22 protein-coding genes and 1 pseudogene are annotated in these 25,492 nt (G+C 56.6%); 14 read left to right on the forward strand and 9 right to left on the reverse strand.

Going from position 1 to position 25,492, the window contains the following annotated elements:
• Positions 1–216 precede the first annotated feature (216 nt).
• The 7 genes and pseudogenes from DA718_RS13865 (at position 217) to DA718_RS13900 (ending at position 7,744) form a co-directional block, all read left to right on the forward strand.
• Positions 217–1,218 carry an LLM class flavin-dependent oxidoreductase gene (locus tag DA718_RS13865; protein ID WP_112214260.1) on the forward strand — a complete coding sequence of 334 codons (1,002 nt, stop codon included), beginning with the start codon at positions 217–219 and terminating at the stop codon, positions 1,216–1,218.
• Positions 1,215–2,336, forward strand: a complete 1,122-nt coding sequence (locus DA718_RS13870; RefSeq protein ID WP_112214259.1) for an amidohydrolase — start codon at positions 1,215–1,217, stop codon at positions 2,334–2,336. The genes DA718_RS13865 and DA718_RS13870 overlap by 4 nt, the downstream gene beginning before the upstream one ends.
• A gap of 24 nt (positions 2,337–2,360) precedes the next feature.
• A pseudogene (locus DA718_RS30695) lies at positions 2,361–4,634 on the forward strand (NtaA/DmoA family FMN-dependent monooxygenase).
• 11 nt (positions 4,635–4,645) lie between these two features.
• On the forward strand, positions 4,646–5,155 hold the full coding sequence (locus tag DA718_RS13885) for a GNAT family N-acetyltransferase (protein ID WP_112214256.1): 510 nt from the start codon (positions 4,646–4,648) through the stop codon (positions 5,153–5,155).
• Between the two features lie 9 nt (positions 5,156–5,164).
• The gene (locus tag DA718_RS13890; protein WP_112214255.1) at positions 5,165–6,091 is read left to right on the forward strand and encodes an amino acid ABC transporter permease; all 927 of its coding nucleotides are present in this window, start codon (positions 5,165–5,167) and stop codon (positions 6,089–6,091) included.
• Positions 6,075–6,854: an amino acid ABC transporter ATP-binding protein gene (locus DA718_RS13895; protein WP_112214254.1), complete on the forward strand. Its 780-nt coding sequence runs from the start codon at positions 6,075–6,077 to the stop codon at positions 6,852–6,854. Before DA718_RS13890 ends, DA718_RS13895 begins: the two co-directional genes overlap by 17 nt.
• A complete protein-coding gene (locus DA718_RS13900; protein ID WP_112214253.1) occupies positions 6,851–7,744 on the forward strand; it encodes a transporter substrate-binding domain-containing protein in 894 nt (297 codons plus the stop codon). The genes DA718_RS13895 and DA718_RS13900 overlap by 4 nt, the downstream gene beginning before the upstream one ends.
• A gap of 65 nt (positions 7,745–7,809) precedes the next feature.
• Here the strand turns inward: DA718_RS13900 and DA718_RS13905 are convergent, their stop codons facing one another.
• Entirely contained in the window at positions 7,810–9,120 is a 1,311-nt protein-coding gene (locus tag DA718_RS13905; RefSeq protein WP_112214252.1) for an MFS transporter, read from the reverse strand.
• A 230-nt stretch (positions 9,121–9,350) separates the two neighbouring features.
• Positions 9,351–10,547, reverse strand: a complete 1,197-nt coding sequence (locus tag DA718_RS13910; protein ID WP_112214251.1) for an L-talarate/galactarate dehydratase — start codon at positions 10,545–10,547, stop codon at positions 9,351–9,353.
• Between the two features lie 304 nt (positions 10,548–10,851).
• On the opposite strand from DA718_RS13910, the gene DA718_RS13915 reads away from it, so the two are divergent.
• Positions 10,852–11,856 carry a LacI family DNA-binding transcriptional regulator gene (locus DA718_RS13915; protein ID WP_112214250.1) on the forward strand — a complete coding sequence of 335 codons (1,005 nt, stop codon included), beginning with the start codon at positions 10,852–10,854 and terminating at the stop codon, positions 11,854–11,856.
• Positions 11,857–11,961: 105 nt separating this feature from the next.
• The gene (pptA, locus tag DA718_RS13920) at positions 11,962–12,189 is read left to right on the forward strand and encodes a tautomerase PptA (RefSeq protein WP_112214249.1); all 228 of its coding nucleotides are present in this window, start codon (positions 11,962–11,964) and stop codon (positions 12,187–12,189) included.
• 128 nt (positions 12,190–12,317) lie between these two features.
• On the opposite strand, the gene DA718_RS13925 is transcribed toward pptA, so the two are convergent.
• The 3 genes from DA718_RS13925 to DA718_RS13935 form a co-directional block, all read right to left on the reverse strand.
• Complete coding sequence (locus DA718_RS13925) at positions 12,318–13,922, reverse strand: carbohydrate porin (RefSeq protein WP_112214248.1); 1,605 nt, start codon at positions 13,920–13,922, stop codon at positions 12,318–12,320.
• 167 nt (positions 13,923–14,089) lie between these two features.
• Positions 14,090–15,472, reverse strand: coding sequence for a glycoside-pentoside-hexuronide (GPH):cation symporter (locus DA718_RS13930; RefSeq protein ID WP_112214247.1), 1,383 nt, complete (start codon positions 15,470–15,472; stop codon positions 14,090–14,092).
• Between the two features lie 25 nt (positions 15,473–15,497).
• Positions 15,498–17,069 carry an alpha-L-rhamnosidase-related protein gene (locus DA718_RS13935; RefSeq protein WP_112214246.1) on the reverse strand — a complete coding sequence of 524 codons (1,572 nt, stop codon included), beginning with the start codon at positions 17,067–17,069 and terminating at the stop codon, positions 15,498–15,500.
• 203 nt (positions 17,070–17,272) lie between these two features.
• On the opposite strand from DA718_RS13935, the gene DA718_RS13940 reads away from it, so the two are divergent.
• Entirely contained in the window at positions 17,273–18,097 is an 825-nt protein-coding gene (locus DA718_RS13940; RefSeq protein ID WP_112214245.1) for a helix-turn-helix domain-containing protein, read from the forward strand.
• A gap of 10 nt (positions 18,098–18,107) precedes the next feature.
• On the opposite strand, the gene DA718_RS13945 is transcribed toward DA718_RS13940, so the two are convergent.
• The 4 genes from DA718_RS13945 to DA718_RS13960 form a co-directional block, all read right to left on the reverse strand.
• Positions 18,108–18,626: a ClbS/DfsB family four-helix bundle protein gene (locus DA718_RS13945; protein ID WP_112214244.1), complete on the reverse strand. Its 519-nt coding sequence runs from the start codon at positions 18,624–18,626 to the stop codon at positions 18,108–18,110.
• A 136-nt stretch (positions 18,627–18,762) separates the two neighbouring features.
• The gene (locus DA718_RS13950) at positions 18,763–19,095 is read right to left on the reverse strand and encodes a DUF6616 family protein (protein ID WP_112214243.1); all 333 of its coding nucleotides are present in this window, start codon (positions 19,093–19,095) and stop codon (positions 18,763–18,765) included.
• A 31-nt stretch (positions 19,096–19,126) separates the two neighbouring features.
• Positions 19,127–19,627, reverse strand: a complete 501-nt coding sequence (locus tag DA718_RS13955) for a MarR family winged helix-turn-helix transcriptional regulator (protein WP_112214242.1) — start codon at positions 19,625–19,627, stop codon at positions 19,127–19,129.
• 459 nt (positions 19,628–20,086) lie between these two features.
• Entirely contained in the window at positions 20,087–20,668 is a 582-nt protein-coding gene (locus tag DA718_RS13960; protein WP_112214240.1) for a flavin reductase family protein, read from the reverse strand.
• Positions 20,669–21,004: 336 nt separating this feature from the next.
• Here DA718_RS13960 and DA718_RS13965 point away from each other — a divergent pair, with 336 nt between their 5' ends.
• The 4 genes from DA718_RS13965 (at position 21,005) to nhoA (ending at position 25,439) form a co-directional block, all read left to right on the forward strand.
• Positions 21,005–21,709, forward strand: a complete 705-nt coding sequence (locus DA718_RS13965; RefSeq protein ID WP_167492874.1) for an ABC transporter ATP-binding protein — start codon at positions 21,005–21,007, stop codon at positions 21,707–21,709.
• Positions 21,706–22,674, forward strand: a complete 969-nt coding sequence (locus tag DA718_RS13970) for an ABC transporter substrate-binding protein (RefSeq protein WP_112214238.1) — start codon at positions 21,706–21,708, stop codon at positions 22,672–22,674. Before DA718_RS13965 ends, DA718_RS13970 begins: the two co-directional genes overlap by 4 nt.
• Before the next feature lie 187 nt (positions 22,675–22,861).
• A complete protein-coding gene (locus DA718_RS13975) occupies positions 22,862–24,517 on the forward strand; it encodes an ABC transporter permease (protein ID WP_112214237.1) in 1,656 nt (551 codons plus the stop codon).
• 76 nt (positions 24,518–24,593) lie between these two features.
• Entirely contained in the window at positions 24,594–25,439 is an 846-nt protein-coding gene (nhoA, locus tag DA718_RS13980; RefSeq protein ID WP_112214236.1) for an N-hydroxyarylamine O-acetyltransferase, read from the forward strand.
• Positions 25,440–25,492 lie beyond the last annotated feature (53 nt).

The following is a 25,492-nucleotide window of genomic DNA, read 5'->3' on the forward strand; positions in this document are numbered from 1 at the left end:
CTGCGTTCAGTCGGGCTACGGGTTCACAACCGTCTGTGGACCGGTAGCCCGGACAGGTGCGCCAGCACCGCCTCCGGGAGCTTTTGACCTTTCCCAATGGTACTCCGTACCCCCCGCATATCTAATTTTCGGCAGAGCACATGTAAATAAATTGTTTCTCAGTGGCCGCGACCGCTTCTAATAATGCAGACATGTTAATTCACATGAGCCTGCGAAATGTCTTATCGAATCAGTATCCTGGATAAAAGCCCGCTGGCAGCCGGGGAAACGGCAGCACAGGCGCTGGCGCGTACATTAACGCTTGCGCAACAGGCGGAAGCCTGGGGCTATCACCGTTTCTGGATTGCCGAACACCACAATACCGACCAGCTCGCGAGCCCGTCGCCGGAGCTGGCGATCGCCTGGATCCTCGGCCAGACCCGCAAGATTCGCGTCGGCTCCGGCGGCGTCATGCTGCAACACTACAGCCCGTACAAAGTAGCGGAAAATTTCAATATGCTCGCCGCCATTGCGCCGGGCCGCGTCGACCTGGGCGTCGGCAAAGCACCCGGCGGCCTGCCGCTTTCTACGCGTGCTTTACAACAGGGGCTTAATCCGCAGGAGAAAGGGACTTTTGCCGACCAGTTGGCGCAGCTTGATAACTGGCTGTCGCTGACCGAAGCCGACGGCGAGGAGAGCGTGCGCGCCACGCCGATCCCGCCGCGTCGCGCCGACGGTTTTCTTCTCGGGGCGAGCCTTGAAAGCGCGCAGTTGGCGGCCCATCTGGACTGGAACTTTGTCTTCGCTGCGCATCTTAACGGCGATAAAAATTTGCTGCGCGACGTGCTAACCCGCTGGCGTGAACTCAGCCGCCGTGAAGCGATTGTCGCCGTTCAGGTCATCGTGGCTGAAGATGCCGCGACGGCGGTGGAGCTGGCAAAAACAGTGGAAGTGTGGGGCGTTGAACTGGAAAACGGCCAGCGGGTGACCGTCGGTAGCGAGTCGCAGGCGGCGGCGTTTGCTCGTCAGGCGGGCAGCAGGCCAACGCATATTGCCCGTCGGGAATCGGCGGTGCTGTTTGGCACTCCAGAGCAGGTCAAAGCGCAGCTGGATGCGTTGCGGTCAGCCTGGGGCATTGATGAATTTATTATCGATACGCCCATTAGCGACGGCGCGGCGCGTCTTAACTCCTTACGCCTGCTGGCCCAGGCGCATTTGAGCGCGGAGGTGCAGCCATGAGTTTCGACGAGCAGTTAATTCGCTGGCGGCGCGAGCTGCACCAGTACCCGGAACTGTCGTTGCAGGAGGTTGATACCACCGCACGTATTCGTGACTGGTTGCAGAGCGGCGGCATTAGCTTACTGCCTTATGACCTGAAAACCGGCGCGGTGGCGGAAGTCGGCTCCGGTGATAAAGTGATAGCCCTGCGAGCCGATATCGACGCGCTGCCCATCGAAGAGGCAACCAGCGTACCGTTTCGCTCGCAAAATGCCGGGGTGATGCACGCCTGCGGACATGATATTCACACCAGCGTCATTCTTGGCGCAGCCCTTTTGCTTAAACAACGCGAAGCGCAGCTTGCGGGGCGGGTACGTATTCTGTTCCAGCCTGCGGAGGAGAGTTTCGGCGGGGCCAAAACCCTGATTCGCGCCGGCGTGCTGGAGGGGGTTTCCGCCATTTTCGGTATGCATAATGAGCCGGGCCTGCCGGTCGGTGAGTTCGCCACTCGCGGTGGCGCGTTTTACGCCAACGTCGATCGTTTTGTCTTTAAGGTGACCGGTAAAGGTGCGCACGCCGCGCGGCCTCATGAGGGTAAAGACGCTATTCTGCTGGCCAGTCAGCTGGTAACCCTGTTGCAAAGCGTCGCCAGCCGCGAAGTGAATACCCTTGATTCCGTGGTGCTTAGCGTGACGCGCATTCAGGGTGGCAATACCTGGAACGTTCTGCCGGAAAGCGTCGAGCTGGAAGGAACGCTGCGCACCCACAGCAGCGAAGTTCAACAGCGGGTAAAAGCCCGGGTTAGCGAAATTGCCGCCGGGTTCGCCAGCGCCTTCGGCGCGCAGATCGATGTGTTCTGGTATGCCGGGCCAACCGCCCTGGTGAACGACGAACGCTGGGCTGCCTTTGCCAGCGACGTGGCCTATAAATCCGGCTACCGCACGCACCATGCGGATTTACACCTCGGCGGTGAAGATTTTGCCGTTTATCTCCAGCATATTCCCGGCGCGTTCGTCAGCATCGGCAGCGCCAGCGAATTTGGTCTCCACCATCCAGCGTTTAATCCGGATGAGCGTTTAATTGCCCCGGCGGCGCACTATTTTGCCAGCCTGGCGGAACAGGCACTTCAACAACTGTAGATTTTGACAAGGGAAGGGTTAACGATGTCTGAACAACGGCAACTGCGTATTGGCACCATATTACATGGCGCATCGGGAAATATGTCGGCCTGGCGTCATCCGGCTGCGCTAGCGGACGCCAGTATTAATTTCGATTTTGTTAAACAGACGGCGCTAAAAGCGGAAGAGGGCAAGCTCGACTTTATTTTTGTTGCCGATGGTTTATATATTAATGAAAAATCGATCCCACATTTTTTAAATCGCTTCGAACCGCTGACGGTATTATCCACCCTGGCGGCGGTGACTTCGCATTTAGGCCTGGTTGGTACTCTGTCGACTTCCTACAGCGAACCCTTTACCACCGCGCGCCAGTTTGCCAGTCTCGACCACCTGAGCGGCGGTCGCGCGGGCTGGAACGTGGTGACCTCGCCGCTGGAAGGCTCGGCGAAAAACTTCTCCCGAGCGCAGCACCCGGACCACGCGCTACGTTATCGCATCGCCGACGAATATTTACAGGTGGTGAAAGGGTTGTGGGACTCCTGGGAGCAGGACGCTTTCGTGCGCAATAAACAGAGCGGACAGTTCTTTGATAAAAGTAAACTGCACACGCTTAACCATCACGGCGATTTCTTTAAAGTCGCCGGGCCGCTGAATATTTCTCGAACTCCACAGGGGCGTCCGATTATATTTCAGGCGGGTGCGTCCGATGACGGTAAAAAGCTGGCAGCGACCCATGCTGATGCAATATTTACTCATCAGGAATCGCTGGCGGAAGCGCAGGCTTTTTATCGTGATGTGAAAAGCCAACTCGCAGCTCATGGTCGTCATGATAATACGCTACATATTTTCCAGGGCGTCAGCGTGATCGTTGGCGATAGCGCCGACGATGTAGAGCAGCAATATCAAACTACCGCCGCGCTGGTATCGATTGACGATGCGCTGAATTATCTCGGTCGCTATTTCGAGCACCACGATTTTGCTCAGTATCCGCTGGATGAACCCTTCCCGGATATTGGCGATCTCGGACAGAACAGCTTTCGCAGCACGACCGATGAGATTAAACGCAACGCCCGCGAAAGAAGCCTGACGCTGCGTCAGGTCGCGCTGGAGGCAGCCAGCCCGCGCCCGCGTTTCGCCGGGACCGCCGAAGAGGTGGCCGATGGTTTGCAGCAGTGGTTTGAACAACGTGCGGCGGACGGCTTCATTATTCAGGGCGGCACGCCGGATACCTTCCCGCGCTTTGTGGATCAGGTGATACCGATTCTTCAGCAGCGCGGATTATTTCGCCACGACTATCCCGGCACCACGTTGCGCGAAAGCTTAGGGCTGGCAGAGCCCGCTAATCAATTCCAAAAACAATAATAGAGAACAGTCGCTATGCAGAAAACGCAGAGAAAATCGCTACTACTGGCGCTTGCCCTGGCCGTCAGCGCCTCATCCTGGGCGCAAGATGTGAATATCAACGGCACCGGCGTGAGCCTTGAAGCCAATAAAACGCCGATTCATACGGCGAAAAATCCGCAGGCTATCGCCGGGTTACCCAAGGATCTTCACCTTGCCGTGCCGGGCAAACTGACCGTCGCGGTGGCGGCGCTGAACTCGCCGCCGTTGACCGTGTTCTCCGACGATAATAAAACCCTGCTCGGCAGTGAGGTGGACATCGCCCGCCTGGTGGCCGATAGCCTCGGACTGGAGCTGAACGTTATACCGACTTCATGGGAAGACTGGCCGCTTGGCGTCGCCTCCGGAAAGTATGACGCTGCGGTCAGCAATATAACCGTGACTAAAGAGCGTAAAGAGAAGTTCGACTTTGCCACCTATCGCAAAGATTCGCTGGGTTTCTACGTCAAGAGCACCAGCCCGCTGAACAAAATTGAAAAAGCAGAGGATATTGCCGGACTACGGATCATCGTCGGATCTGGCACCAATCAGGAGGCGATCCTGCTGGCGTGGAATGCGGAAAACGTCAAGAAGGGATTGAAGCCGTTTACTCCGGTGTATACCAAAGATGACGCCGCCCAGACTTTGGCGCTGCAATCCGGGCGCGCTGATGCCTTCTTTGGCCCCAATGTCATTGGCGCGTGGAAAGCGGCGCTGACCGGCAAAACCAAACTGGTGGGCAGCGTTGACGGCGGCTGGCCGAAGGCGGCGCATATTGCGGTGACGGTTAAAAAAGGCAGTGGCCTGGTTGAGCCGGTACAGACGGCGCTGAACGGCGCTATCCAGCGCGGTGACTATGCCAAAGTGCTGAACCGCTGGGGCGAAGGGGTGGAGAGCATTCCACAATCTGAAATTAACCCGGCCGGACTTGGCGACTAACAGGAGGCGTAATGAGCGATATCTTCCGCGATGTGTCTCCGGAAACGCCGGAGCTACAGCCGATAATTGAGGGGCTGTTTGGCGAGTATGCTGCGCGATACGGCGACTATTTCTCCCGTGATGCCGAAATCGAGCTGACAGAATGGTATCTGGCGCCGCAGGGACTATTTATTGTGCTGGAACGCGACGGAGAAATTATCGCTACCGGCGCGTATAAGCCAAAAGATGCCAGTACCGCAGAGATCAAACGGATCTGGACCCATCGTGGTCTGCGCCAGCAGGGACTGGCGGGGAAAGTTGTGCAAGAGCTGGAGCGCCGGGCGCTGCTTGCAGGCTATAGCCACATCTACCTGACCACCGGTTTTCGTCAGCCGGAAGCGGTACGGCTGTACCTGAGCCAGGGCTATGAGGCGCAGTTCGACCTCAATCGCGACCCGGAAGAGTACAGCCTGCCGCCGTTCGATGGTCGACTGCGATTCACGAAAGCGCTGGCGGTCAGCGCGCTAAGCCAGAGCGCTTAAGGAGCCAATATGCATACCCCGGAAACGATTAAGGTTGTCCCCGCACGCTATCCGCTGCGGGCGGTTGGCGCGGTGCTGGCGTTGCTGGCGCTGGCAGTGGTCATTCAGTCCGTTGCTTTTAACCCGCGCTGGGAGTGGGGCGTCTTTGCCCGCTGGTTCTTTGACCCGGTGATCCTTGAAGGGTTGGGGCAGACGCTGTTGCTGACTTTACTCGGTACGGTGCTGAGCGTGATTTTAGGCGGACTGCTGGCGCTGGCCCGACTCTCCAGTTCATGGCTGCTGAGCAGCCTCGCCTGGGGTTATATCTGGCTGTTCCGCTCGCTGCCGCTGATCGTGGTGCTGATTATTCTCTACAACTTCTCTTATCTCTACGACACGCTGTCGATTGGCATTCCATTCACCGGCATTAGCTGGGCCAACTTTGAAACCATCAACGTACTGGGGCAGTTTTCTACCGCCGTGGTTGGGCTCACGCTGGTACAAAGCGCTTACACCGCCGAAATTATCCGCGGTGGCTTCCTTGGCGTCGATCACGGTCAGTATGAAGCTGCGGCGGCGCTGGGGCTTCCGGCCAGCCGTCGCACCCTGCGCATTATTCTGCCGCAGGCGCTGCGCACTATTTTACCGGCCGGTTTTAACGAAATTATCAGCCTTGCGAAAGGAACGGCGATGGTCTACGTGCTGGCGATGCCGGAGCTGTTCTACACCATCCAGATGATCTACAACCGCACTCAGGAAGTGATCCCGCTGCTGATGGTTGGGGCCGCCTGGTATCTGGTGATCACCAGCGTGCTGTCGCTTATTCAGTATCTGGTCGAACGCGGCCTGGCGCGCAGCGAACGCCGTTCGGCGGTCAATAGTGCACGCAGCAGTCGTCGCGTTGAACTCGTTCGTCGCCCACAACCACAGGAGCCCGTTCATGCCCAACTCTCATAATGGTCATATTTCCATTACCGGCGTCAGCAAATATTTCGGTCGCCATAAAGCGCTTGATGACGTGTCGCTGGAAATTGAACCCGGCACGGTCACGGTGATCCTTGGGCCATCCGGTTCGGGAAAATCGACGCTGCTGCGGGCAATTAACCATCTCGAGCGCGTTGATGAAGGCTTTATCCAGATTGATGGCGACTATATTGGCTACCGACGTAAAGGCGATAAGCTGTATGAATTGAAAGAGAAAGATATCCTTCGTCAGCGGGTTAACGTCGGCTATGTGTTTCAGAACTTCAATCTGTTCCCGCACCTGACGGTGCTGGAAAACCTGATTGAAGCGCCCATCGCCCATAAACAGGTAACCCGCAAAGAGGCCATTGAACGCGCCTATGAACTGCTTGATGTCGTTGGGCTGCGTAATAAAGCCGACGCCTGGTCGCGGCACCTTTCCGGCGGTCAGCAGCAGCGCATTGCTATTGCCAGGGCGCTGGCGCTTAACCCACGAGTCATTTTGTTTGATGAACCGACCTCCGCGCTTGACCCGGAGCTGGTGGGCGAAGTGCTGGATGTGATTAAAAAACTGGCGCGCTCCGGTACCACTCTTGTTGTGGTGACCCATGAAATCGGCTTTGCCAAAGAAGTGGCGGATCAGGTGGTGTTTATGGTCGACGGTAAGATTGTCGAGCAGGGCAGCAGCGATGAGGTGCTCAACCATCCGCAGCATCAGCGCACGCGGCAATTTTTATCGAGGGTACTACCGGCATGAGAAATGGATTTTTTGCCCTGACACTATTCACCCTGTCTGCTGGTACGCAGGCGGCAATCGACCTGCGCGCCAATGAGCAGCCGCTGTCGGTGACGCGCGATGAACAGGCAATCGCGAAGATCCCGGTAAACTATCGGTTCGTTGAACCTGGAACGTTGACGGTCGCTATTTCAGCGCTCAATTCGCCGCCTCTGGCGCTGCTGGCCAGCGATAATCGCACGCGTATCGGTAGCGATCCGGACATCGCCAGGCTACTGGCCGGAAGTCTTGGGCTAAAGCTGAAGCTGGTTCCCACGGCCTGGGAGGACTGGCCGCTGGGGATTACCTCCGGGCGCTATGATGTGGCGCTGGTCAATATTGCGGTGACCGAGCTGCGTAAAGAGAAGTTTGATTTCGCCACCTACCGCGTCGACTCGCTGGCGTTTTCCGTGAAATCCACCAGCGATATCGCCCGTGTATACGGTCCGGCGGATCTTTCCGGCAAAAAGGTGATTGTCGGTTCCGGGACCAATCAAGAGCGGATTCTGCTTGGCTGGAATATCGAAAACGAAGCCGCCGGGCGCAAACCGGCTCTGCCCATTTATCTGACCGATGACGCTTCCGGCAACCTTTATATTCAGTCCGGGCGGGCCGATGTGTTCTTTGGTCCTCAGTCGGTGGCGGCTTATAAAGCGGCGTTAAGCGGCAAAACCAAGGTTGTGGGGCTCGGGCCGAAAAAAGCGTACGTCGCCACTACCACCAAAAAAGGCAATGGACTGGTCTTTGCGCTTCAGGCCGCGCTGGATGGCGCAATTGCTCGCGGGGAGTATCAAAAGGTGCTGGCGCGCTGGGGCGAGCAGGGCGAAGAGGTATCGCAATCAGAGGTCAATCCACCGGGGATAACCTATTAAAAAACCGCTGTTTCGCAGGAGTGTGATGCGAAACAGCGGAGGCGAATCCTCGCCAGAGTTTTAAATCAAGCGGTGCGTGGTGTCAGGGTCAGGCGATCCAGTGGCCCGACGATAAACAGATAGGAGAACAGGCCCAGCACGCCCATGGAGCCGACGTACAGGATGGCGTAATCAAACGAGTGGGTGTTGGCGAGGATCACTCCAATCACCAGCGGAGTGATAATGCTCGCCAGGTTACCGCACATGTTGAATACGCCGCCTGCGATCCCCAGCATCTCTTTCGGCGAGGTGTCGCTCAGTACGCACCAGCCAAGGTTGCCAAAGCCTTTGGCAAAGAACGCCAGGCTCATGGCGGCGATCACCACCACTTCTGAAGAGGTGTAATTGGCGACGACAATCACGCAGGAGAGCAGCATCCCGCAGATCACCGGCAGCTTGCGCGCGGTAGTCAGGCTGTAGCCGCGCTTCAGTAGCCAGTCCGAGAACACGCCGCCCAGCAGGCCGCCGATAAATCCGGCAATCGCCGGGATACTGGCGACGAACCCGACTTTCAGGATTGACATACCTTTCGCCTGGTAGAGATAAGTCGGGAACCAGGTGAGGAAAAACCAGGTAATCGACGTGACGCAGAACTGACCGATATAAACCCCGATCATCATGCGGTTAACGCAAACGCTTTTAATCTGCGCGAGGGTGAGTTTTTGTTGCGTTTTTTTGCTGCCTAATTCCGGCTCGCCGCCGCCTTCACGAATATAGTCGAGCTCCTGCTGGTTGATTTTAGGATGGTGAGATGGATCTCTTACTTTTGCCAGCCAGAATATCCCCAGCACGACGCCGATAGCGCCAATATAATAAAAGACATAGTGCCAGCTTAAATTATGCAAGATAATAGTCATCAGCGGCGTAATAATGCCCAGTGATATATACTGCGCGGCCTGATATACCGAGGTCACGAATCCACGTTCTTTATTGGGGAACCACTGTACGCTTAAGCGACTGTTGGCGGGAAAGGCCGGGGCTTCGATGGCACCCATCATCAGGCGCAGAATAACCAGTACCACCAGCGGGCTGGCGAACATATAGATAGTGCCCTGGAACATGGTTACGACCGACCAGCCTATTAGCGCGCAGCCGTAAACCAGCCGCGAGCCATATTTATCCAGCAGCCAGCCGCCGGGTATTTGCATGATGACGTAGGAAATACCAAATACCGAAAAAGCCAGACCCATCGCCTCCGGGTCAAAACCTAACTCTTTGCTCATAATTGGCGCGACGACGGACAGCGTTGCCCGGTCGGCATAATTAAATACGGTGGCCAGAAATAAAAATAATAATATACCGTAACGCACGTTGCTGCGTTTTATTTGCTGTTGCATTTTAATCAACTCCTTTGCAGGGTTGTGTATTGTGGGTACAGCCAAAAAAAGTTTTTCCCCGGCAGTGTGACGGGTTTTCAGTCGTCTGTGGCCCGGTAGCCCGGACAGATGCGCAGCATCGCCTCCGGGAAAATGTTGTTTTCTCCGGGGGGCGGCGCTTGACGCGCCTTGCCCGGGCTACGGGCTTGTAGCCCGCACAAGGCGTTTACGCCGCCATTCGGGGAAATCGATTATGGGCGTTTACCAAACTCGCAGCTTTGCTGGGTCCAGCGGCGGGCCTGTTCGCTCAGGGTAAAGCCCAGACCGTGACGCTCAGAAACCCACATCCGCCCGTCGCGCAGCTCCAACTGTTCGTTAAACAGCGGGTTCAGCCACTCGAAGTGCTCCAGCCACGGCTCCAGCGGATAGGCGGCGGCAAGATGCAGATGGACTTCCATCGCAAAGTGCGGGGCCAGCTTGCGACCGTGCTTCGCCGCCAGATCCATAATTTTCAGGAACGGAGAGATCCCGCCGACGCGCGGGGCATCCGGCTGCACAAAGTCGCTGGCGTTGCCGAGGATCAGCTGTTCATGCTCGCGGAAGCTGGTCAGCATCTCTCCGGTCGCAATCGGCGTGTCCAGCGCGGCGGCAAGCTGCGCGTGACCTTCGACATCGTAAGCATCCAGCGGCTCTTCAATCCAGATAAGATTAAACTGCTCCATTTTGCGTCCCATACGAATGGCGGTTTCGCGATCCCACTGTTGGTTGGCGTCCACCATCAGCGGGAAATCATCGCCCAGCACTTCGCGCACTGCCGTCAGGCGACGGATATCTTCAGCCGTGTTCGGCTGACCGACTTTCAGTTTGATGCCGCCGATCCCGTTTTCACGTGAGATAGCCACATTTTTCAGCACCTGATCCAGCGGGGTATGCAGGAAGCCGCCGGAGGTGTTGTAGCACTGCACGGAATCGCGATGCGAGCCAAGCAGTTTTGCCAGCGGCAGCCCGGCGCGTTTGGCTTTCATATCCCACAGCGCAATATCGATAGGGGAGATAGCCTGTACCGCCATGCCACTACGACCAACCGAAGCACCGGCCCACAGCAGTTTGGTGTAGATCTTGTCGATATCATTCGGGTCTTCGCCGAGCAGGTTATCGGCAATCTCTTTGGCGTGGGCGTAAATGCCCTGGCCGCCTGCACGCTTGGAATAACTAAAGCCAACCCCTTCAAAACCGTCGCGAGAGCGGATTTCCGCGATGATAATCGCTACTTCGGTGAGTGGTTTTTGTCGACCAGTGAGGACTTTTGCATCGCTGACCGGGGTCGCCAGCGGCAGAAAGGCCAGCGACAGTTTGACGTGCTCAATGCGATCGCCGGTTTCTGCGGCGGTTTTTACGCCGGAAGCTTTGGCGTAGGTCACGGACTCGGAATTCGCGCTAGAGGTCATATTCATTTCCTTGTGGGTTATAAAATGTTTGCGCTAACATTTTTAATCCTGGTTTTGTTTTTACGCTACATTAGTGATTTTAATTTGTACAAACGATCACAATTAGCGGTTATAAAGGGTAAAATTATGCTGTGAGCATCACAATCCAAAGAGGTTTGTGAAAATTCACAATGCATAATGATAGCGATAACATTTTATTTTTCAGGTCGTTGATTCTATTGGGGATGTACGGGGGAATGCTGGCAATTGCGTGGGCCATCATCAATAATGCCCACATGAAACGACTCAATACAGGGGCTTAGCCGTGAAAAGCATAAAACCGACGCGTGCGCCAACGCTGGATGATGTGGCCCGCAGCGCCGGGTTGTCGTCGATGACGGTGAGTCGGGCGCTGAATACGCCGCAGCTGGTACGACCGAAAACGGTAGAAAAAGTGATGCAGGCGGTGCAGGCCACGGGCTACATTCCCAACGCGTTGGCCGGCGGGCTGGCGTCCAGACGCAGCAAACTGGTCGCCGTGGTGGTACCGCAAATCAACAACAATATGTTTGTTGATACCATCCAGTCGCTGAGCGATACCCTGGCGGCGCGCGGCTACCATATGCTGCTGTGCGTGGCTGGCTATAGCCGGGAGACCGAAACCGAGCTGGTATCAACTTTACTTTCGCGGCGCCCGGATGGCGTGGTGTTAACCGGCATTCAGCACGCACCGGCGCTAAAGAAAACTATTCTTAATGCCGCCACGCCGGTGGTGGAAATATGGGATCTGACCCCGACGCCGCTGGATATGCTGGTGGGCTTTTCTCATGAAAAAGTTGGCGAAACCATTGGTGAGTATCTGCTGGAAAAAGGCTATCGCCGTCCGGGGCTGTTATGGGCCGGAGATTCTCGCGCAACGTTGCGTAAGCAGGGGCTGTGCGCCCGGCTGGCTAAAAATGGGATTGACGATGCGCCGCAGGTCGAAGTGCCGCTTCCGGCGTCGCTGGCGCTCGGGCGCCGCGGCCTGGCTGAGTTGCTGGATTCTGACGTGTTTGACGTTATTGTCTGCAGCTCTGACACCCTGGCGCAGGGAGCGATTATGGAAGCCGAAAGCCGCGGCCTGCGCGTGCCGGAGGATCTTGCGGTGATCGGTTTTGGCGATCTGGATTTCGCCGCCAGCAATCGCCCATCCATCACCACGGTCAGCGTTGACCGTCACGCCATCGGCGAGCAGGCGGCCACCCTCCTTGCCGACCGCATTGAAGGTAATGGGGAAGGGGAAGTGATTATTGATATCGGCTTTCATCTGGTGGTGCGGGAGTCGGCGTAGAGTTGTTAAAGGAGCGGGTTATTGCGGCACTATTTCAGGCACAAAAAGAAAATCGAAATGCCGGGTTTGTGATAGCTTTATCGTTCTGACAATAAGGAGCCTGCAATGCCACACGTAGATATTAAATGTTTCCCCCGCGACCTGAACGATGAACAAAAAACGGCGTTGGCTGCCGATATTACCAAAGTATTGGTTCGCCATTTGGGCAGCAAAGACAGCTCGGTGAGCGTGGCCCTCAAGCAGGTTGACCCGAGCGACTGGCAGCGGGTCTGGGACAGCGAAATCGCTCCGCAGATGGATCAGTTGATTAAAAAACCGGGTTACAGCATGTAATTTCGCTGCCTTCCCGGAGGCGATGCTGTGCATCTGTCCGGGCTACCAGCCTAAGTCATCTGCAATCCCGTAGCCCGGGCAGGCGCTTTGCGCCGCCCCCGGGAGGGAGACGGCACCGTGTTACTGTATCAGAACCAAATCTCCGTCTGCACGCCGAAGTTCCAGTTGCCGCCGGCGGTAAAGCCTTTGCTGCCGAAATCGTCGTTAATCGCGTAGCGATCCAGATCTTTATCCCAGTTCATCCACGTCACAAAAAAACGAATCTCCGGCCGCGCTTTGATATCAAACACATCGCCCACTTTGAACGTTGGGGCGAAAGTCAGCTTATAAAAATCACCGCTCACCGCCTGGTATTGATGCACGCCGTTGTCGTAGCGATAGCTTCGTCCGTTTGGATTGAGGTCCATATATTGCCAGGAAGCCTCATACAGCAGGGCGAAGTTGCGGGTGATCCCCTGAGACACCCGCAGGTTGAAGGTTGCCCAATCGTAACGGTCGCCATCGCGGTAGCGGTCTTCGCTGTGCTGGGCGATAACCGATGGAGCCAGCTCCCAGTTTTTCCCCAGCGGCAAAATTCCGTATGACGCAAAGCGCAAGGATTTTGCATTCTCGGTGAGATCGCCATCGCTGCCGGGCTGACGTGCTTCGGCACCGAGACCGCCGCCGTACTGTAAGGCGCTTTCGGATATCCCCGGCGCCAGGCCGTAGAACTGCTGCTTATCGTGGTAAGCCAGCATCGCGTAATAACCGCTCTTCGCCGTATTATCGCTGCGCAAGGCATAGCTGCCGGTGGTCGAGGTGTTATCTTTCAGGTCATCGTTGCCCTGAGCCGTCATCACCGTGGTCATCAGCTGCCAGTTACTCCAGAAGTGGTTCGCCGTGAACATTAGATTCTGAATATCGTTGTCTTCGTAGTTATCGCTGCCAAGGTCGCCGAAGTTACGCGCGTATACCGAGTAATCACCGCGCAGATTGCTGCCCCAGGCCACGTCGTTGATGCCGCCGCCGGTACCACCGAGGAACATAATGTCGCTATCGGTGAAGTGGATATCGAAGTTATCGCGGTCGAAACGCTTGCCCGCCCAGATGGAGGCGTTTTTAAATGGCCCGGAGAAATCGGCGAAGTTGCCCATCTCGACGTACAACTGGCGTACGTTCAGATGGTGGCTGTCGTTATCCTGCACCCACGGATCCGGGTTGGTCGCACCGTCGGCGAGCATGGTTTTAAAGTGCGCCCAGGAGCCGTCGTTAAAGGTCATTTTCTTACCGAAACTCAGCTCAACGTAGTTGTCCTTCTCGTTGCCGAGACGGCCAACGTGGGCATCGCCGTTGAGCGAACTGGCCGGAGAGATCCCAGGACCGCCGCGCGCGCCTTTACCGTGGCTATCGACCAGCATCCCGGAGCGGGCGTAGGCGTTGAACTCAAAGCCGTCGGCGAGGCTGGTTTTCGCCAGCTGTTTATCAGTGGCCTGCTGCTTTTGCTCGGTCGCAGCGGTGCGCTGGCTGAGGGTCTGTACCTGTTTTTCGGCTGCCGCCGCGCGCTGTTCTGCGGCGCTGGTGCGTTGTTCCGCCTGCTGCGCACGGCGGTTGGCTTCTCCCGCCTCTTGCTCCGCATGATTGAGCCGGGCTTCCAACTGCGCCAGCCGTTGTTCGATGGTGAGAGGCGCTGCACTCGCGCCCCAGGCCGAAAAAAGGGCGCAGCAAACCGCTGCGCTAATCAAAGAGATACGCATACGAATCCTTATTTTTCCAGAAGTAGATACCCGTCATACTTCAAGTTGCTTGTGCGTTGGCTACGCGCGTTCATCCGAATCACTTACTTGAGTAAGCTCATCGGAACTCTCTTGCTTGCCGCCTTCCTGCAACTCGAATTATTTAGGGTAGAACGGTGTGATGTGCCTTACAGGGCGTGGTTTTCTCCGGATACCGACGAAGTGTCCGACGGTGCGCGGCGTCCGGCGTCGAGGTCGGCGCGGATCTGCTCGTACTGGTCGTCCAGGCGATAGAAGCGACCAATCCACAGCATCGAGGCGACAATCAGCAGTGCTGGAATGTAGAGATAACAGGCTTTAATCGCCAGCATCGCGCTATCGCTTTGCGCCTGGTTAGCGATATAACCGCCGGAAGAGAGCAGCACGCCGGTTATCGCCCCCGCGCTTGCCATGGCGACTTTGCCGAGGAAACCATTGATGGAGGTCAGAATTCCGGCAGTATTGATACCGGTCTTCCACACGCCGTAATCCACCGGATCGGCCTGCATGGAGAAGTAGATCGCTGTCCGTTGTCCTGCGCCGAGCGACAGCACCACCGCACCGGCAATCAGTCCCCAGCTATTAACGCCTGCCACCATCATCATGCCCATCCCGACAAGATTGATCGCGCTGGCGATCAGATAGACGTGGCGCTTTTTCATGCGTCTGGCGAGCAGCGGCACGGTGAGTGTTCCGAGTAGAGGAACGAAAGTGGAGATCCCGGCAACGATCGCCGTGAGATCGTTATTGCCTACGTAGTAGTGGAAGAAGTAAACCAGCGCCCCGGTCTGGAAGAAGAACGCGCCCCACATCAGGAAAATATTAATGGCGAACACAAACCACGGACGGTTGGCGCGCAGGCTGACCCAGGCGCGTTTTAAGGTCATCCGCTCTTGAGTAATGCTGATATTTTCTTTGACGTTGCGAAAGCTCACCAGCAGGAAAAACGTGGCAATGATACCGAAAATGACTGCGGTATAGAGGAAACCCTGTTCCTGATTACCTTTACCCAGCGCGCCGACCAACGGTAGGGTGGCGACCGCAACAATGGTTGCCCCGAGCGAGCCGAGCAGTATACGCACTGCTGAAAGCGTCGTGCGCTCCCGCGAGTCGTTCGTCAGAAACGGCAGCATGGCGCAAAACGGAATGTTAACGATGGTATAGAGAAACGACAGACACAGATAGGTGATAAACGCGTAAATCAGCTTACCGGTGGTGCCGAAATCGGGCACGTAGAAGGCCAGAATACACAGCAGCCCAAAAGGTACCGCGCCAATCAACAAGTACGGACGACAGCGACCCCAGCGGGTGGTGGTGTTGTCGATAACCAGCCCCATCAGTACGTCGGCAACGCCATCCACCAGACGCGTGACGAGGAACATCAGGCCGACGTAATAGGCGGGCAGGCCCATCACGTCGGTGTAAAAGAACATCAGATAAAGAGAAATCATCTGCCACACGAGGTTGCAGGAGAGGTCAGCGATGCCGTAGCCAACGCGCTGCCGCCACAGGGTAAAAGTTGTTTCTGCCATAAAATGAACTCGCTTATCGTTGTTGTTAAAGTCCGTACTGGCGAATAAACCAGGCCGGGGTACAGCTCCACGCATGGCAATAACTGTTTATCAGTTTGCTGCCATAAGGGGAAAACTCAGGGCGCGCCGGGTCAAAAATTTCCCAAAAGGTGTCAGCGCCGTAATCGACCATTGCGCCCCAGTAGGCCTTGATCTGCGCAATTGCCTCGTCGCGCATACCGCACTGCAAGAGAGCGGCGATATAGTGGTGGCGCAGATAGGGCGTGTTCATAGCGATCGCGGGGGGATTTTTCTCCAGGTTGCGTATAATCTCCTGGCGCTGCTGAGGAGTTCCGACTTCCGCCAGCACCAGCCAGATTTGCGATGCCCAGGAAACCTGCCGCTGCTGGCCGCTAACGTAAAAGCCTTGCTGTTCGTCCCATAACGTATCGAGCGCTGCGGCTTTGAGCTGTTGCAGGCAGGTGCGATAGCTCGCCGCCCGTTCAGGTTCAAAACGTTCCGCCAGCCAGATGGCACGTTGCAGGCAGTAAATCAGCACCCCTTGCGCGGAAGCCTGTTTATTCAACGATGCCTGCCAGTCGATAAACACCCACCAGTCGTCGCTATCGCGCACAAGGCCTGAGTCGTCGCAGCGGGTTAGCGCCAGATCGATCTGACGCTTAGCCGTGGGCCACAGCTCGCGTGCCGTTTGAAGATCTTCGGCGCTTTGCAGATAGTTGTAGAGAACATCGACAAAAAACAATGAGTAATCAAACAGGAAGGTGTCATCAGCAATGACATCCGGTTGGACGAAAACGTTGGCCGACACCATGCCATCTTCTCGGGTATGTCCGGCGAAGAGGTACAGGCAGCGGCGCACCAGGTCATGTCGGCAGAAAGTCACATCGTTGACCAGCGCCTGAAGCCGTAGATCGCCGAGCCACAGGCGGCGGTCACGTTTGGGACCGTCCTCGAAGACTTCCTGCATGCAGTTTTGCAGGGTTAAAACGGCAATCCGGTCGATCTCTTGCAGTTGCGGATCGGCGGTGATGCTCGCTGGGCAGGTTTGGGTTGCCGAGGTCACGGCATTAACCCGAATCTGGTCGAACTGCAGGCGGAATTTGCTTGAAACAGCCTTCACCTCAACCTTCAGGTAGCGGAAGCAGTAACGGCGCGGAAGGTCGATTTCTGCGGGCAGGACATCCAGCCACAGATCCTGTTGTTGCAACCAACTGCTGCTGATCCAGCCCTGGTAATCACTGAACGGTTCGCACACTTCGCTAAGGGTTTCGCCGAAAGTGAACTGCAGATGAGCCGGAGCGTCCGGCGGGCTACCGGCGCTCTGGCAGAGAAAGTGAAGGTAGCCGACGTAGTGGCTGCCAAAATCAATAATAACGCTATCGCCGCTGGTCAGTTCGCGTTGGTAGAACGCGGCTAAGCTACTCACCGGTTCGGCGCGCCAGCCAAATAGCGCGCGGGAGTCGGCCCGGGCTTCTATCACGGCGACAGGCGGGTGTAGTTCGCTGCGCAGCGCGGGCCGCAACGCCTCGGCGGTGCGTAAAAAATCCTGGTGACGGGTCATCTTGACCTGAGCGTTATGTTGGATAGCCTGTGACATACTGCGTCCTCTGTGTTTATTTGAGCGCAGCATAAGATGCCGCTGCCTGCGGCAACCACTCTGGCAATGCCAAAGCGTTTGAGAAAATGGCAATGATGATGGGATGGGGAGGTTGGCGATCACAATTCCATAAATCTTGCTCGTGGCGGCTACTAAAATGCATTATCTTGCCCCTGCGCCGTATGCCATTTTGGACTTGATAAATGATGATGTTGACCGTTGAGTATTATTTCGCCCATCCGCAGGATAAGCTGGGTATGTACGCCAGCGACCCGGAAGATAATAGCCATGAGCATAGTCACGAGTTTGCTGAACTGGTGATCGTTGAAGAGGGACACGGTTTACACGTTATTAATGGCCGACCATTATATATTCAACAGGGCGATGTTTTTTACGTTCAACCGGGTGACGTACATTATTATGATGAGCTGGGGACGCTGAAGTTAATTAACGTGTTGATTAACCCTTTAGCGGAATTTCAGTATTTACAACATCTCGATGGCTTATTGCAGACATTCTCAGCACAACAGGCCTCTTGCTACGGTTGGCTGGCCCCGGATACCCGCCATATCTGCCGGGAGCTGGTTGAGAAGATATTCTCAGCTGAATGCCTGCTGGCTGAAAATAGCGCACTGCGCGAAGCTGCTTTTTTCCAGCTGGTGACTACGATTCTGCATGCGGAATCTGAAGCAGAATATAGTAATACAAAGTATAAACTGCATAAGCTACTCACCTGGCTACAGGAGCACTGTTTCGAGGAACATAACTGGCAGCAGCTGGCGGAGAAATTTCATCTGACCACGCGAACGGCTTTTCGCCATATTAAAGAGGCCACCGGGCTGACACCGGACAATTATTTAAAACGCCTGCGTTTAGTTTCGGCACGCGTAAAATTACGCGAAACCGATATGACGATTACAGAAGTGTCTTATTTATGCGGCTTCGCAAACAGCAATCACTTTACCACCTTATATAAAAAGGTTTTTGGCCTGACCCCCAGCGAGGATCGACGTCGTCTGCTGCGCTGAGGGGCAGCGGTCATTTTAGCGGCACATTTTGTTCCTTTGCCCATTTGCGCAAACGACCACAGGCGTTGGCATAAGGTGACGAGGTGTTGAAGGAGATCATCCGCCCCAGCGTCCATTTGCCATACCACGGTTGGCCGTAAAGCGTGTTGTCATCCCGCGCTTCGATGCAGGTGACAATCTGCTGTTTCGCCTGATGCAGGGCAGTAAGCAGAGCAGGGTAATCCAGCGGTGGATAATCGGCATAGAACTTCTGTGCCAGCAGTCCGAGCTGGTTCCATTTAAAGCCGGTTTCCGGGAAGTCGATAGGCTGCCGGGTTTCGTCAAAAGTTATCCATTTGAGCACCAGTTCATTCCATCCCAGCAGATAGCAGACCAGATCGCGAACGCTCATCATTGTCCCCTGCGCGTGACCAGCCAGGGTCTTTTCGTTCGTTTTATTTTCAGGAATATGTGACAGGTAACCAGCCAGTTTTGCGAAGTTTTTCTCGATGGCTGCCAGTAGCTGATCCTGGGTTTGCGGTACGCTCATAGCGAGTTCCTTTCTAAGTGATTTGATTCCCGGAGGCGAAGCTGCGCATCTGTCCGGGCTACCCGTCTTCAGCCATCTGCGAACCGGTAGCCCGGGTAGGTGCTTGGCGCCGCCCTGGGGGGAAGCGCGCAGAGAATCAACCCAGCGCGTTCAGATGCTCTTCCAGACTACCGGTGTTCGCGGCGGCATTGATATGTTCAAAATAATCATACCAGCCGCTGGCGGCGATACCAGCCAACAGCGCATCGCGGGCCTGAGCGTCGGGAAAACGCCAGATGCCTAAAAAACGGTGTGGGGAGGCTTTATCGATAGCGGTATCGGTCTGCGCCAGCGTCAGGAGTTCGACGCCCCATTGCGCGAGACCGCTCATCCCAGACTGAATGCCATTGATAAACTGCTGACGCTGCTCCACAGACAGCGCGTGCCAGGCGGAGTTAGGGGTATAAAGTTCGACTAAATAGTGAGACATAACGGGTGACTCCTTTGGGTTGATATCCAGATCATGAGAGACTTTTTCCTGCCAGCGTACCGGCGGCGACTTTCGCCAACAGTTCGGATAGCTGGATGCGTTCCTGCGCTGAGAGATGGCTGAATAAGCCAGCAATCCACCGGCCGTGCTGGGCGAAGACGCTGCCGATAAGCTGCTTGCCCTCAGGGGTTAATGCGATACGCATGGCCCGGCCATCAAGAGGGTCGGCGTGGCGCTCAATTAACTGGTCACGCTCAAGGCCGTTAAGCAGCCCGGTAATGGTTGCCCGGGTGACGCCTGCTTTTTCCGCCAACACGTTGGGAGCGAGGCCGTCGGTTGCGGCATCGAGCAAAAACAGCAGCACGAAACGTCCCTCGGATAATCCCCACGGAGCCAGCAGCGTTGCGCAATCGCGGTCGATGGCAGCCGCTAACGACAGAGTTTGAAAACAGAGGCGGATATTGTCGACGTCAGCAAGCTGATGACGCTCGGCCTCCTGCAGCAGCGAAAGGTATTTTTGTTCAAGTTCCATATCAGCCTCAGCTATATAGTATGGTGCCTAACTATATGGCTGAAGCGATAGACGATCAAGCGAAAATGTGGAGGTTGATGACAAACCTGGTCTGAACGCCGAGCCTGATTTTGCCGGATGGCGGCTGACGCCATACCCGGCCTTGAACATTTCCCGGAGGCGATGCTGCGCATCTGTCCGGGCTACCCGTCTTCAGACGTCTGCGATCCCGTAGCCCGGGCAAGGCGCTTTGCGCCGCCCCCGGGAAGAAGACCGCAGGGTGTTGCCGAATTATCCCGGAGGCGATGCTGCGCATCTGTCCGGGCTACCCGTCTTCAGACGTCTGCGATCCCGTAGCCCGGGCAAGGCGCTTGCGCCGCCCCCGGGAAGAAGACCGCAGGGTGTTGCCGAATTATCCCGGAGGCGATGCTGCGCATCTGTCCGGGCTACCGATCTCAACAATCTGCGGGTCGGCAAGGTTTACTCTTCCGGGGTATTAGCCTGTACGCGGCGACCGCTGGCGACAAAATTGCCAGTGCCGAGATGATGCAGGGTATTGATCTTATCGTCGTCGAACTGCCAGCGACCGGTGACGAACGCGCGCTCATCGGCAGCGGCGGAAACCACCTCGCCAAACAGAGTGTCGTACTGCTCCTGAGCCGCCGTTGGCGGCAGCAGGCGGCACTCCATCCACGCCAGACATTTCTCTTCGATCAGCGGCAATCCCAGCTCCGGGCCTTGCACTACCGGAATGCCGTAAGCGTTAAATTTATCCTCATCGCGCCCGCTGATGCTACCGACCGCGTAGGTCCAGCTTGCGGCCTCCACGCCAGGGACGACGATGCCGAAGGTACCGTTGCGCTCAATAATTTCCCGCGTCCAGGCGCTTTTATCCACCACGATAGCCAGCCTCGGTGGTGCAAACTCCACCGGCATCGACCACGCGGCGGCCATGACGTTACGGCGTTGAGACTGGGTGTCATAGCTGGTTATCAGAATGGTCGGGCCATGATTAAGCAGGCGACTGGCGTACTGGAGTTCCACGTGGCGAAAACGGCTCATATGCGTTCCTTGGTAAATGGGTCTGATGCCAGACCACACGTTAATCCGCAATGAAAATGTAATCAATACGTCATACAGGCTCCCTATAGTCGGCGGCACGATACCCTAAATAATTCGAGTTGCAGGCAGGCGGCAAGTGAGCGAATCCCCTGGAGCTTACTTTGGTAAGTGACTGGGGTGAACGAATGCGGCCAACGCACATGCAACTTGAAGAATGACGGGTAAAAGTCCCAAAGAGGATAACAATATGGTAGCTCCCCTGAATTTATCTCAGGTGAGCGCGGCCCGGCGGATGTTGACCGCGGGTAGAGCATCGCTTTCCCAATGGGGAGGGCGATAATGCGCGCGCTTACCAGCATTAAACTCGACGGCGTTTCGTTCGCCTTCGGTGCCAACACCGTTCTTAATCAGATCAGTCTGCATATCGATGCGGGCAGCATCGTTGCGCTGCTGGGGCCTTCTGGCTGCGGCAAAAGTACGCTGCTGCGCCTGCTGGCAGGATTAACAGTTCCCGCCAGCGGCAACATTCACTTCGGCGATCGCCTGGTGGCGAAAACCGGCTGGGGAATGCCCCCGGAGCAGCGCGATCTCGGCATGGTCTTCCAGGATTACGCTCTGTGGCCGCATATGACGGCTGCGCAGAACGTAGCTTTTCCGCTGCGTATGCGCGGTGTAGCGCGCCGCGAACGGCAAAAGCGGGTTATGGAAGCACTGGCGCTGGTTGGTCTCAACGGCTTCGCCGAGCGTAAACCGTCGGGGCTTTCCGGCGGCCAGCAGCAGCGCGTCGCCCTGGCCCGCGCTATCGTCGCTGAACCCCGCGTGCTGCTGTTCGACGAACCGCTCTCCAATCTCGATAGCGAACTGCGCGAGTCGTTGTGCGTCGAAATGAGCCGCCTGCTGCGCCAGTTAGGCATCACCGCCGTCTACGTCACCCATGACCGTCGCGAAGCAGAACTGCTGGCTGACAAGATTGTTCATTTATCTGCGGGCAGCATTGCCGCCGTCCGCGCCGTTACTTCATCCTCAGGGGAATCTGCATGAAAACCGTTATGACCGTTAAGAAAGGAGTTGCGCTCGCGATTATGTTGTCTGCTACCATGATATCCAGCGCCCACGCGCTGACCGTATACACCGCTGGTCCGGGCTCTCTGGCGAAAAGTCTCGCCAGCGGCTATGAGAAGAAAACCGGGGTTAAGGTGAATATTTTCCAGGCCACCACCGGCAAGGTGATGGCGCGTCTGGAAGCCGAACAGGCGAATCCACAGGCTGACGTGCTGATCTCCGCATCCTGGGACACGGCGGAGGATTTGCATAACCGTGGCTGGCTACTACCGTATCAGAGCGCTAATGCCGATAAGATTCCGGCGAATCTGAAATCCGCTGATTACGTCGCTCAGGGTATTTCGGCGTTGGGGATCGTCTGGAACACCAAAAGCGGCACCCCGGAGCCGAAAGAGTGGCGCGATCTGACCGAAGCCGCGTTCAAAGATAAAGTCACCACGCCGGACCCGGCGCTCTCCGGCGCATCACTGGATTTGCTGATCGGGTTACAGAATGGCATGGGCGATAAAGCCTGGGCGCTGTTTGACGACCTGAAGAAGAACGGCATGGTGGTCAGCGGGCCAAATGCCCAGGCGGTAACGCCTGTTATGCAGGGGGCGAAAGCCGCGGTGTTCGGCGCGGTGGATTATGTCTCTTACGGCAATATTCATCAGGGCGAATCGCTGAAGGTGATTTTCCCGGCCAGCGGTACGGTTATCGCGCCGCGCCCAATGATGATCCTCAAAACCAGCCAGCATGCTGACGATGCCAAAGCCTTTGTTGACTATGTCCTGTCGCCGGAAGGTCAGACGCTGGTCGCCGATGCCTGGCTGATGCCCGCCCGTAGCGATGTTCAGGCGAAACGTCCGTTGCTCAATGAGCTGAAAATTCTGCCGACCACCAGCGATGGCAACAGTGAACGTAGCGCGGTCCTCTCACGTTTTAATTCGCTTTTCGCGCAATAAACCGATTTCCCCGGGTGGCGAAAGCGTGCTCGGGCAAAAAGTAGCCTGGTCAGCGTAGCGCCACCGGGAAGATGCAACGCTGAGGCATCAGGCCCGGTGCATCTCCCGGAGGCGGCGCTGGTGCGCCTGTCCGGGCTACCGGATCGCAGACGGCTGTGAAGTTGTGGATTGTTTCCAGGAAAATACCGTGAAACAGAAACTTATTTCGACGGGAACGCTAACGGCGCTGCTGGTGCTGGTGGCGTTGCCGCTCTTCTTTATTGTGCTTCAAGCTATTTTTCCCCAGTTTAGCGCCGGTTCGCTGGACGGCGCGTTTAGCGGCGTATCGACGCTGATTGACGACCCGCAGCTGACGACGATGCTTGGCGGCACCCTGTGGGTAGCCTGCGGCGTGGCGCTGATGAGCGTGATTATCGGTTTGCCGCTGGGCGTGCTGCGCGGATTGTTTAACTTGCCGCTACCCCGCCTGTGGGATCTGCTATTTCTGATCCCCTTTCTTACGCCGCCCTATATCGCTGCGCTGTCATGGATGCTGGTGCTGCAAAGCAACGGCTATCTGCAACAACTGACCGGCTGGGATCTGAACGATCTGCTGTTCAGCCGCAGCGGGATCGTGCTGGTGATGACCCTCAACATCTTCCCGGTGGTCTATTTTGCGGTCTCGCGCAGCCTGCTGGCGAGCGGTCAGCGGCTGGCGATAGTGGCGCGGGTGCACGGGGCCAGCGCCTGGCGGGCGTTCTGGCATATCACGTTGCCGATGCTTTCTCCGGCGCTGGCGGCGGGGATGCTGCTGGCGTTTACCCTCGCCATTGAAGAGTACGGCGTTCCGGCGGCCCTCGGTTCACGGGCAGGGCTGGTGATGCTCACCGTCGGGATAGAGAAAAAGCTCGCCGACTGGCCTATCGACCTGCCGGGTGCGTCGCTGCTGTCATTGCTGCTGATTGCGGTAGCGCTGCTGGCCTGGTGGCTGCAAAAGCGGCTGATTGGCGATAAGGAAGTGACCAGCGTCACCGGCAAGCCGGGAGAGAACAGCGGGGCGGATTTGGGCTGGATGACGCTTCCGGCGGTGCTGTTTATGGCGGGTATCGGCGGACTGGCGGTGTTATTACCGGGGGCGTCGATGGTGCTAACCAGCCTGATGGGGACGCTGTCAGGCGGTATTCATGCTGACAATTTTACCTTCAGGCATTTCGATGCGCTGTTTGCCCAGCAGGGCGATGCGCTGTCGGCGCTGGGGACCAGCCTTTCGCTGGCGCTGGCTTCGGCATTGATCGTCGGCCTCGTCGGCATGCTGGCCGCCTGGCTGGTATTGGTGCAGAAAATCAAGGGGAGTGCGATTGTTGATGCGTTATCGCTGATGCCAGCAGCGCTGCCGGGCGTGGTGGTCGGCGTTGGGCTGATTCTGCTGTGGAATCAACCGTTCTGGCCGGTTTCTCCCTATAACACCTGGTTTATGCTACTGCTTTCTTATTGTTGTTTGCTGCTGCCGTGGCCGGTGCGCTATGTCGGCAGCGCGCTACGCCAACTCGGAAATAACCTTGAACCGGCGGCGCGGGTGCATGGTGCTACGCCATTGCAGGCGCTGCGTTTGATTGTTCTGCCGCTGGTGTTTCCGGCGCTGCTGGCGGCGATGCTGATGGTGTTTGCCGTTGCCTCCCGTGAACTGGTGACCTCGCTGCTGCTGGCCCCCGCCGGGACGCAAACCGTAGCGGTGTTTATCTGGCGTCAGTTTGAGCAGGGCTCGGTAGGACAGGGGATGGCAATGGCTTCCCTGACGCTATTTACTGGCCTGGCTTTAATGCTCAGCGCATTGGCGTTGATGCAGCGGGGCACGCGCGAATAAAGGCGATCGCACAAAATAGCTGGTCAGGCAGAAAAAACAGGCTATAAATGTCGGACACCGATTGCTGGAGGCATTGATGAGTCCATTTTTAAGCGCCTATTTTTCTCGTCTGGGCTGGACGGGAACCCCTGAAGTATCGATTAACACCTTGCGCGAACTGCATATCCACCATAACGGCGCGATCCCGTTTGAGAACCTCGATGTGCTGTTGCCCCGGGAGATGCACCTCGACGATCGGACGCTGGAAGATAAGCTGATTCATGGTCGCCGAGGCGGTTACTGCTTTGAACAAAATGGTCTGTTGGAGAGAGCGCTGCGCGAGATGGGCTTTAACGTGCGCAGCCTTCTCGGGCGCGTGGTGCTTGCCAATCCGCTGCATATGCCGCCGCGCACTCATCGGTTGCTGCTGGTGGAGGTGGAAGGCGAACGCTGGATTGCCGATGTCGGCTTCGGCGGTCAGACCCTGACCGCGCCGATTAAGCTGCTGGCTGATGTTGAACAAACCACCCCGCACGGTGAGTATCGCTTGATTTATGAAGGGGATGAATGGGTGCTGCAGTTCAGTCATCACGGTCACTGGCAGTCGATGTACCATTTTGATTTGGGTCGCCAGTACGCTTCTGACTATGTGATGGGCAATTTCTGGTCGGCGCACTGGCCGCAGTCGCACTTTCGTCATCATCTGCTGATGTGTCGCCATTTACCGGACGGCGGCAAAATGACGTTAACCAATTTCCACTTTACCCATTGGGATAAAAACCATGTGGTCGAAAAGCTGGATTTACCGGACGTTCCGGCGCTGTACGAAGCGCTGCAAACGCGTTTCGGCCTCGGCGTTGACGATGCGAAATATGGCTTTAGCGAAGCGGAGCTGGCGGCGGTAATGGCGGCGTTTGATACGCATCCAGAGGCGGGGAAATAATCAGCATACAGCAGCAGTAAGCTGGATAAGGCATTCGCAGCGATCTCAGGAAA

The organism is Klebsiella huaxiensis (genome assembly GCF_003261575.2).
GTDB lineage: Bacteria > Pseudomonadota > Gammaproteobacteria > Enterobacterales > Enterobacteriaceae > Klebsiella > Klebsiella huaxiensis.

Coding starts and splice junctions, on each gene's coding strand:
- DA718_RS13865 (WP_112214260.1), top strand. CDS start 217: ATGTCTTATCGAATCAGTATCCTGGATAAAAGCCCGCTGGCAGCCGGG.
- DA718_RS13870 (WP_112214259.1), top strand. CDS start 1,215: ATGAGTTTCGACGAGCAGTTAATTCGCTGGCGGCGCGAGCTGCACCAG.
- DA718_RS13885 (WP_112214256.1), top strand. CDS start 4,646: ATGAGCGATATCTTCCGCGATGTGTCTCCGGAAACGCCGGAGCTACAG.
- DA718_RS13890 (WP_112214255.1), top strand. CDS start 5,165: ATGCATACCCCGGAAACGATTAAGGTTGTCCCCGCACGCTATCCGCTG.
- DA718_RS13895 (WP_112214254.1), top strand. CDS start 6,075: ATGCCCAACTCTCATAATGGTCATATTTCCATTACCGGCGTCAGCAAA.
- DA718_RS13900 (WP_112214253.1), top strand. CDS start 6,851: ATGAGAAATGGATTTTTTGCCCTGACACTATTCACCCTGTCTGCTGGT.
- DA718_RS13905 (WP_112214252.1), bottom strand. CDS start 9,120: ATGCAACAGCAAATAAAACGCAGCAACGTGCGTTACGGTATATTATTA.
- DA718_RS13910 (WP_112214251.1), bottom strand. CDS start 10,547: ATGACCTCTAGCGCGAATTCCGAGTCCGTGACCTACGCCAAAGCTTCC.
- pptA (WP_112214249.1), top strand. CDS start 11,962: ATGCCACACGTAGATATTAAATGTTTCCCCCGCGACCTGAACGATGAA.
- DA718_RS13925 (WP_112214248.1), bottom strand. CDS start 13,922: ATGCGTATCTCTTTGATTAGCGCAGCGGTTTGCTGCGCCCTTTTTTCG.
- DA718_RS13930 (WP_112214247.1), bottom strand. CDS start 15,472: ATGGCAGAAACAACTTTTACCCTGTGGCGGCAGCGCGTTGGCTACGGC.
- DA718_RS13935 (WP_112214246.1), bottom strand. CDS start 17,069: ATGTCACAGGCTATCCAACATAACGCTCAGGTCAAGATGACCCGTCAC.
- DA718_RS13940 (WP_112214245.1), top strand. CDS start 17,273: ATGATGATGTTGACCGTTGAGTATTATTTCGCCCATCCGCAGGATAAG.
- DA718_RS13945 (WP_112214244.1), bottom strand. CDS start 18,626: ATGAGCGTACCGCAAACCCAGGATCAGCTACTGGCAGCCATCGAGAAA.
- DA718_RS13950 (WP_112214243.1), bottom strand. CDS start 19,095: ATGTCTCACTATTTAGTCGAACTTTATACCCCTAACTCCGCCTGGCAC.
- DA718_RS13955 (WP_112214242.1), bottom strand. CDS start 19,627: ATGGAACTTGAACAAAAATACCTTTCGCTGCTGCAGGAGGCCGAGCGT.
- DA718_RS13960 (WP_112214240.1), bottom strand. CDS start 20,668: ATGAGCCGTTTTCGCCACGTGGAACTCCAGTACGCCAGTCGCCTGCTT.
- DA718_RS13970 (WP_112214238.1), top strand. CDS start 21,706: ATGAAAACCGTTATGACCGTTAAGAAAGGAGTTGCGCTCGCGATTATG.
- nhoA (WP_112214236.1), top strand. CDS start 24,594: ATGAGTCCATTTTTAAGCGCCTATTTTTCTCGTCTGGGCTGGACGGGA.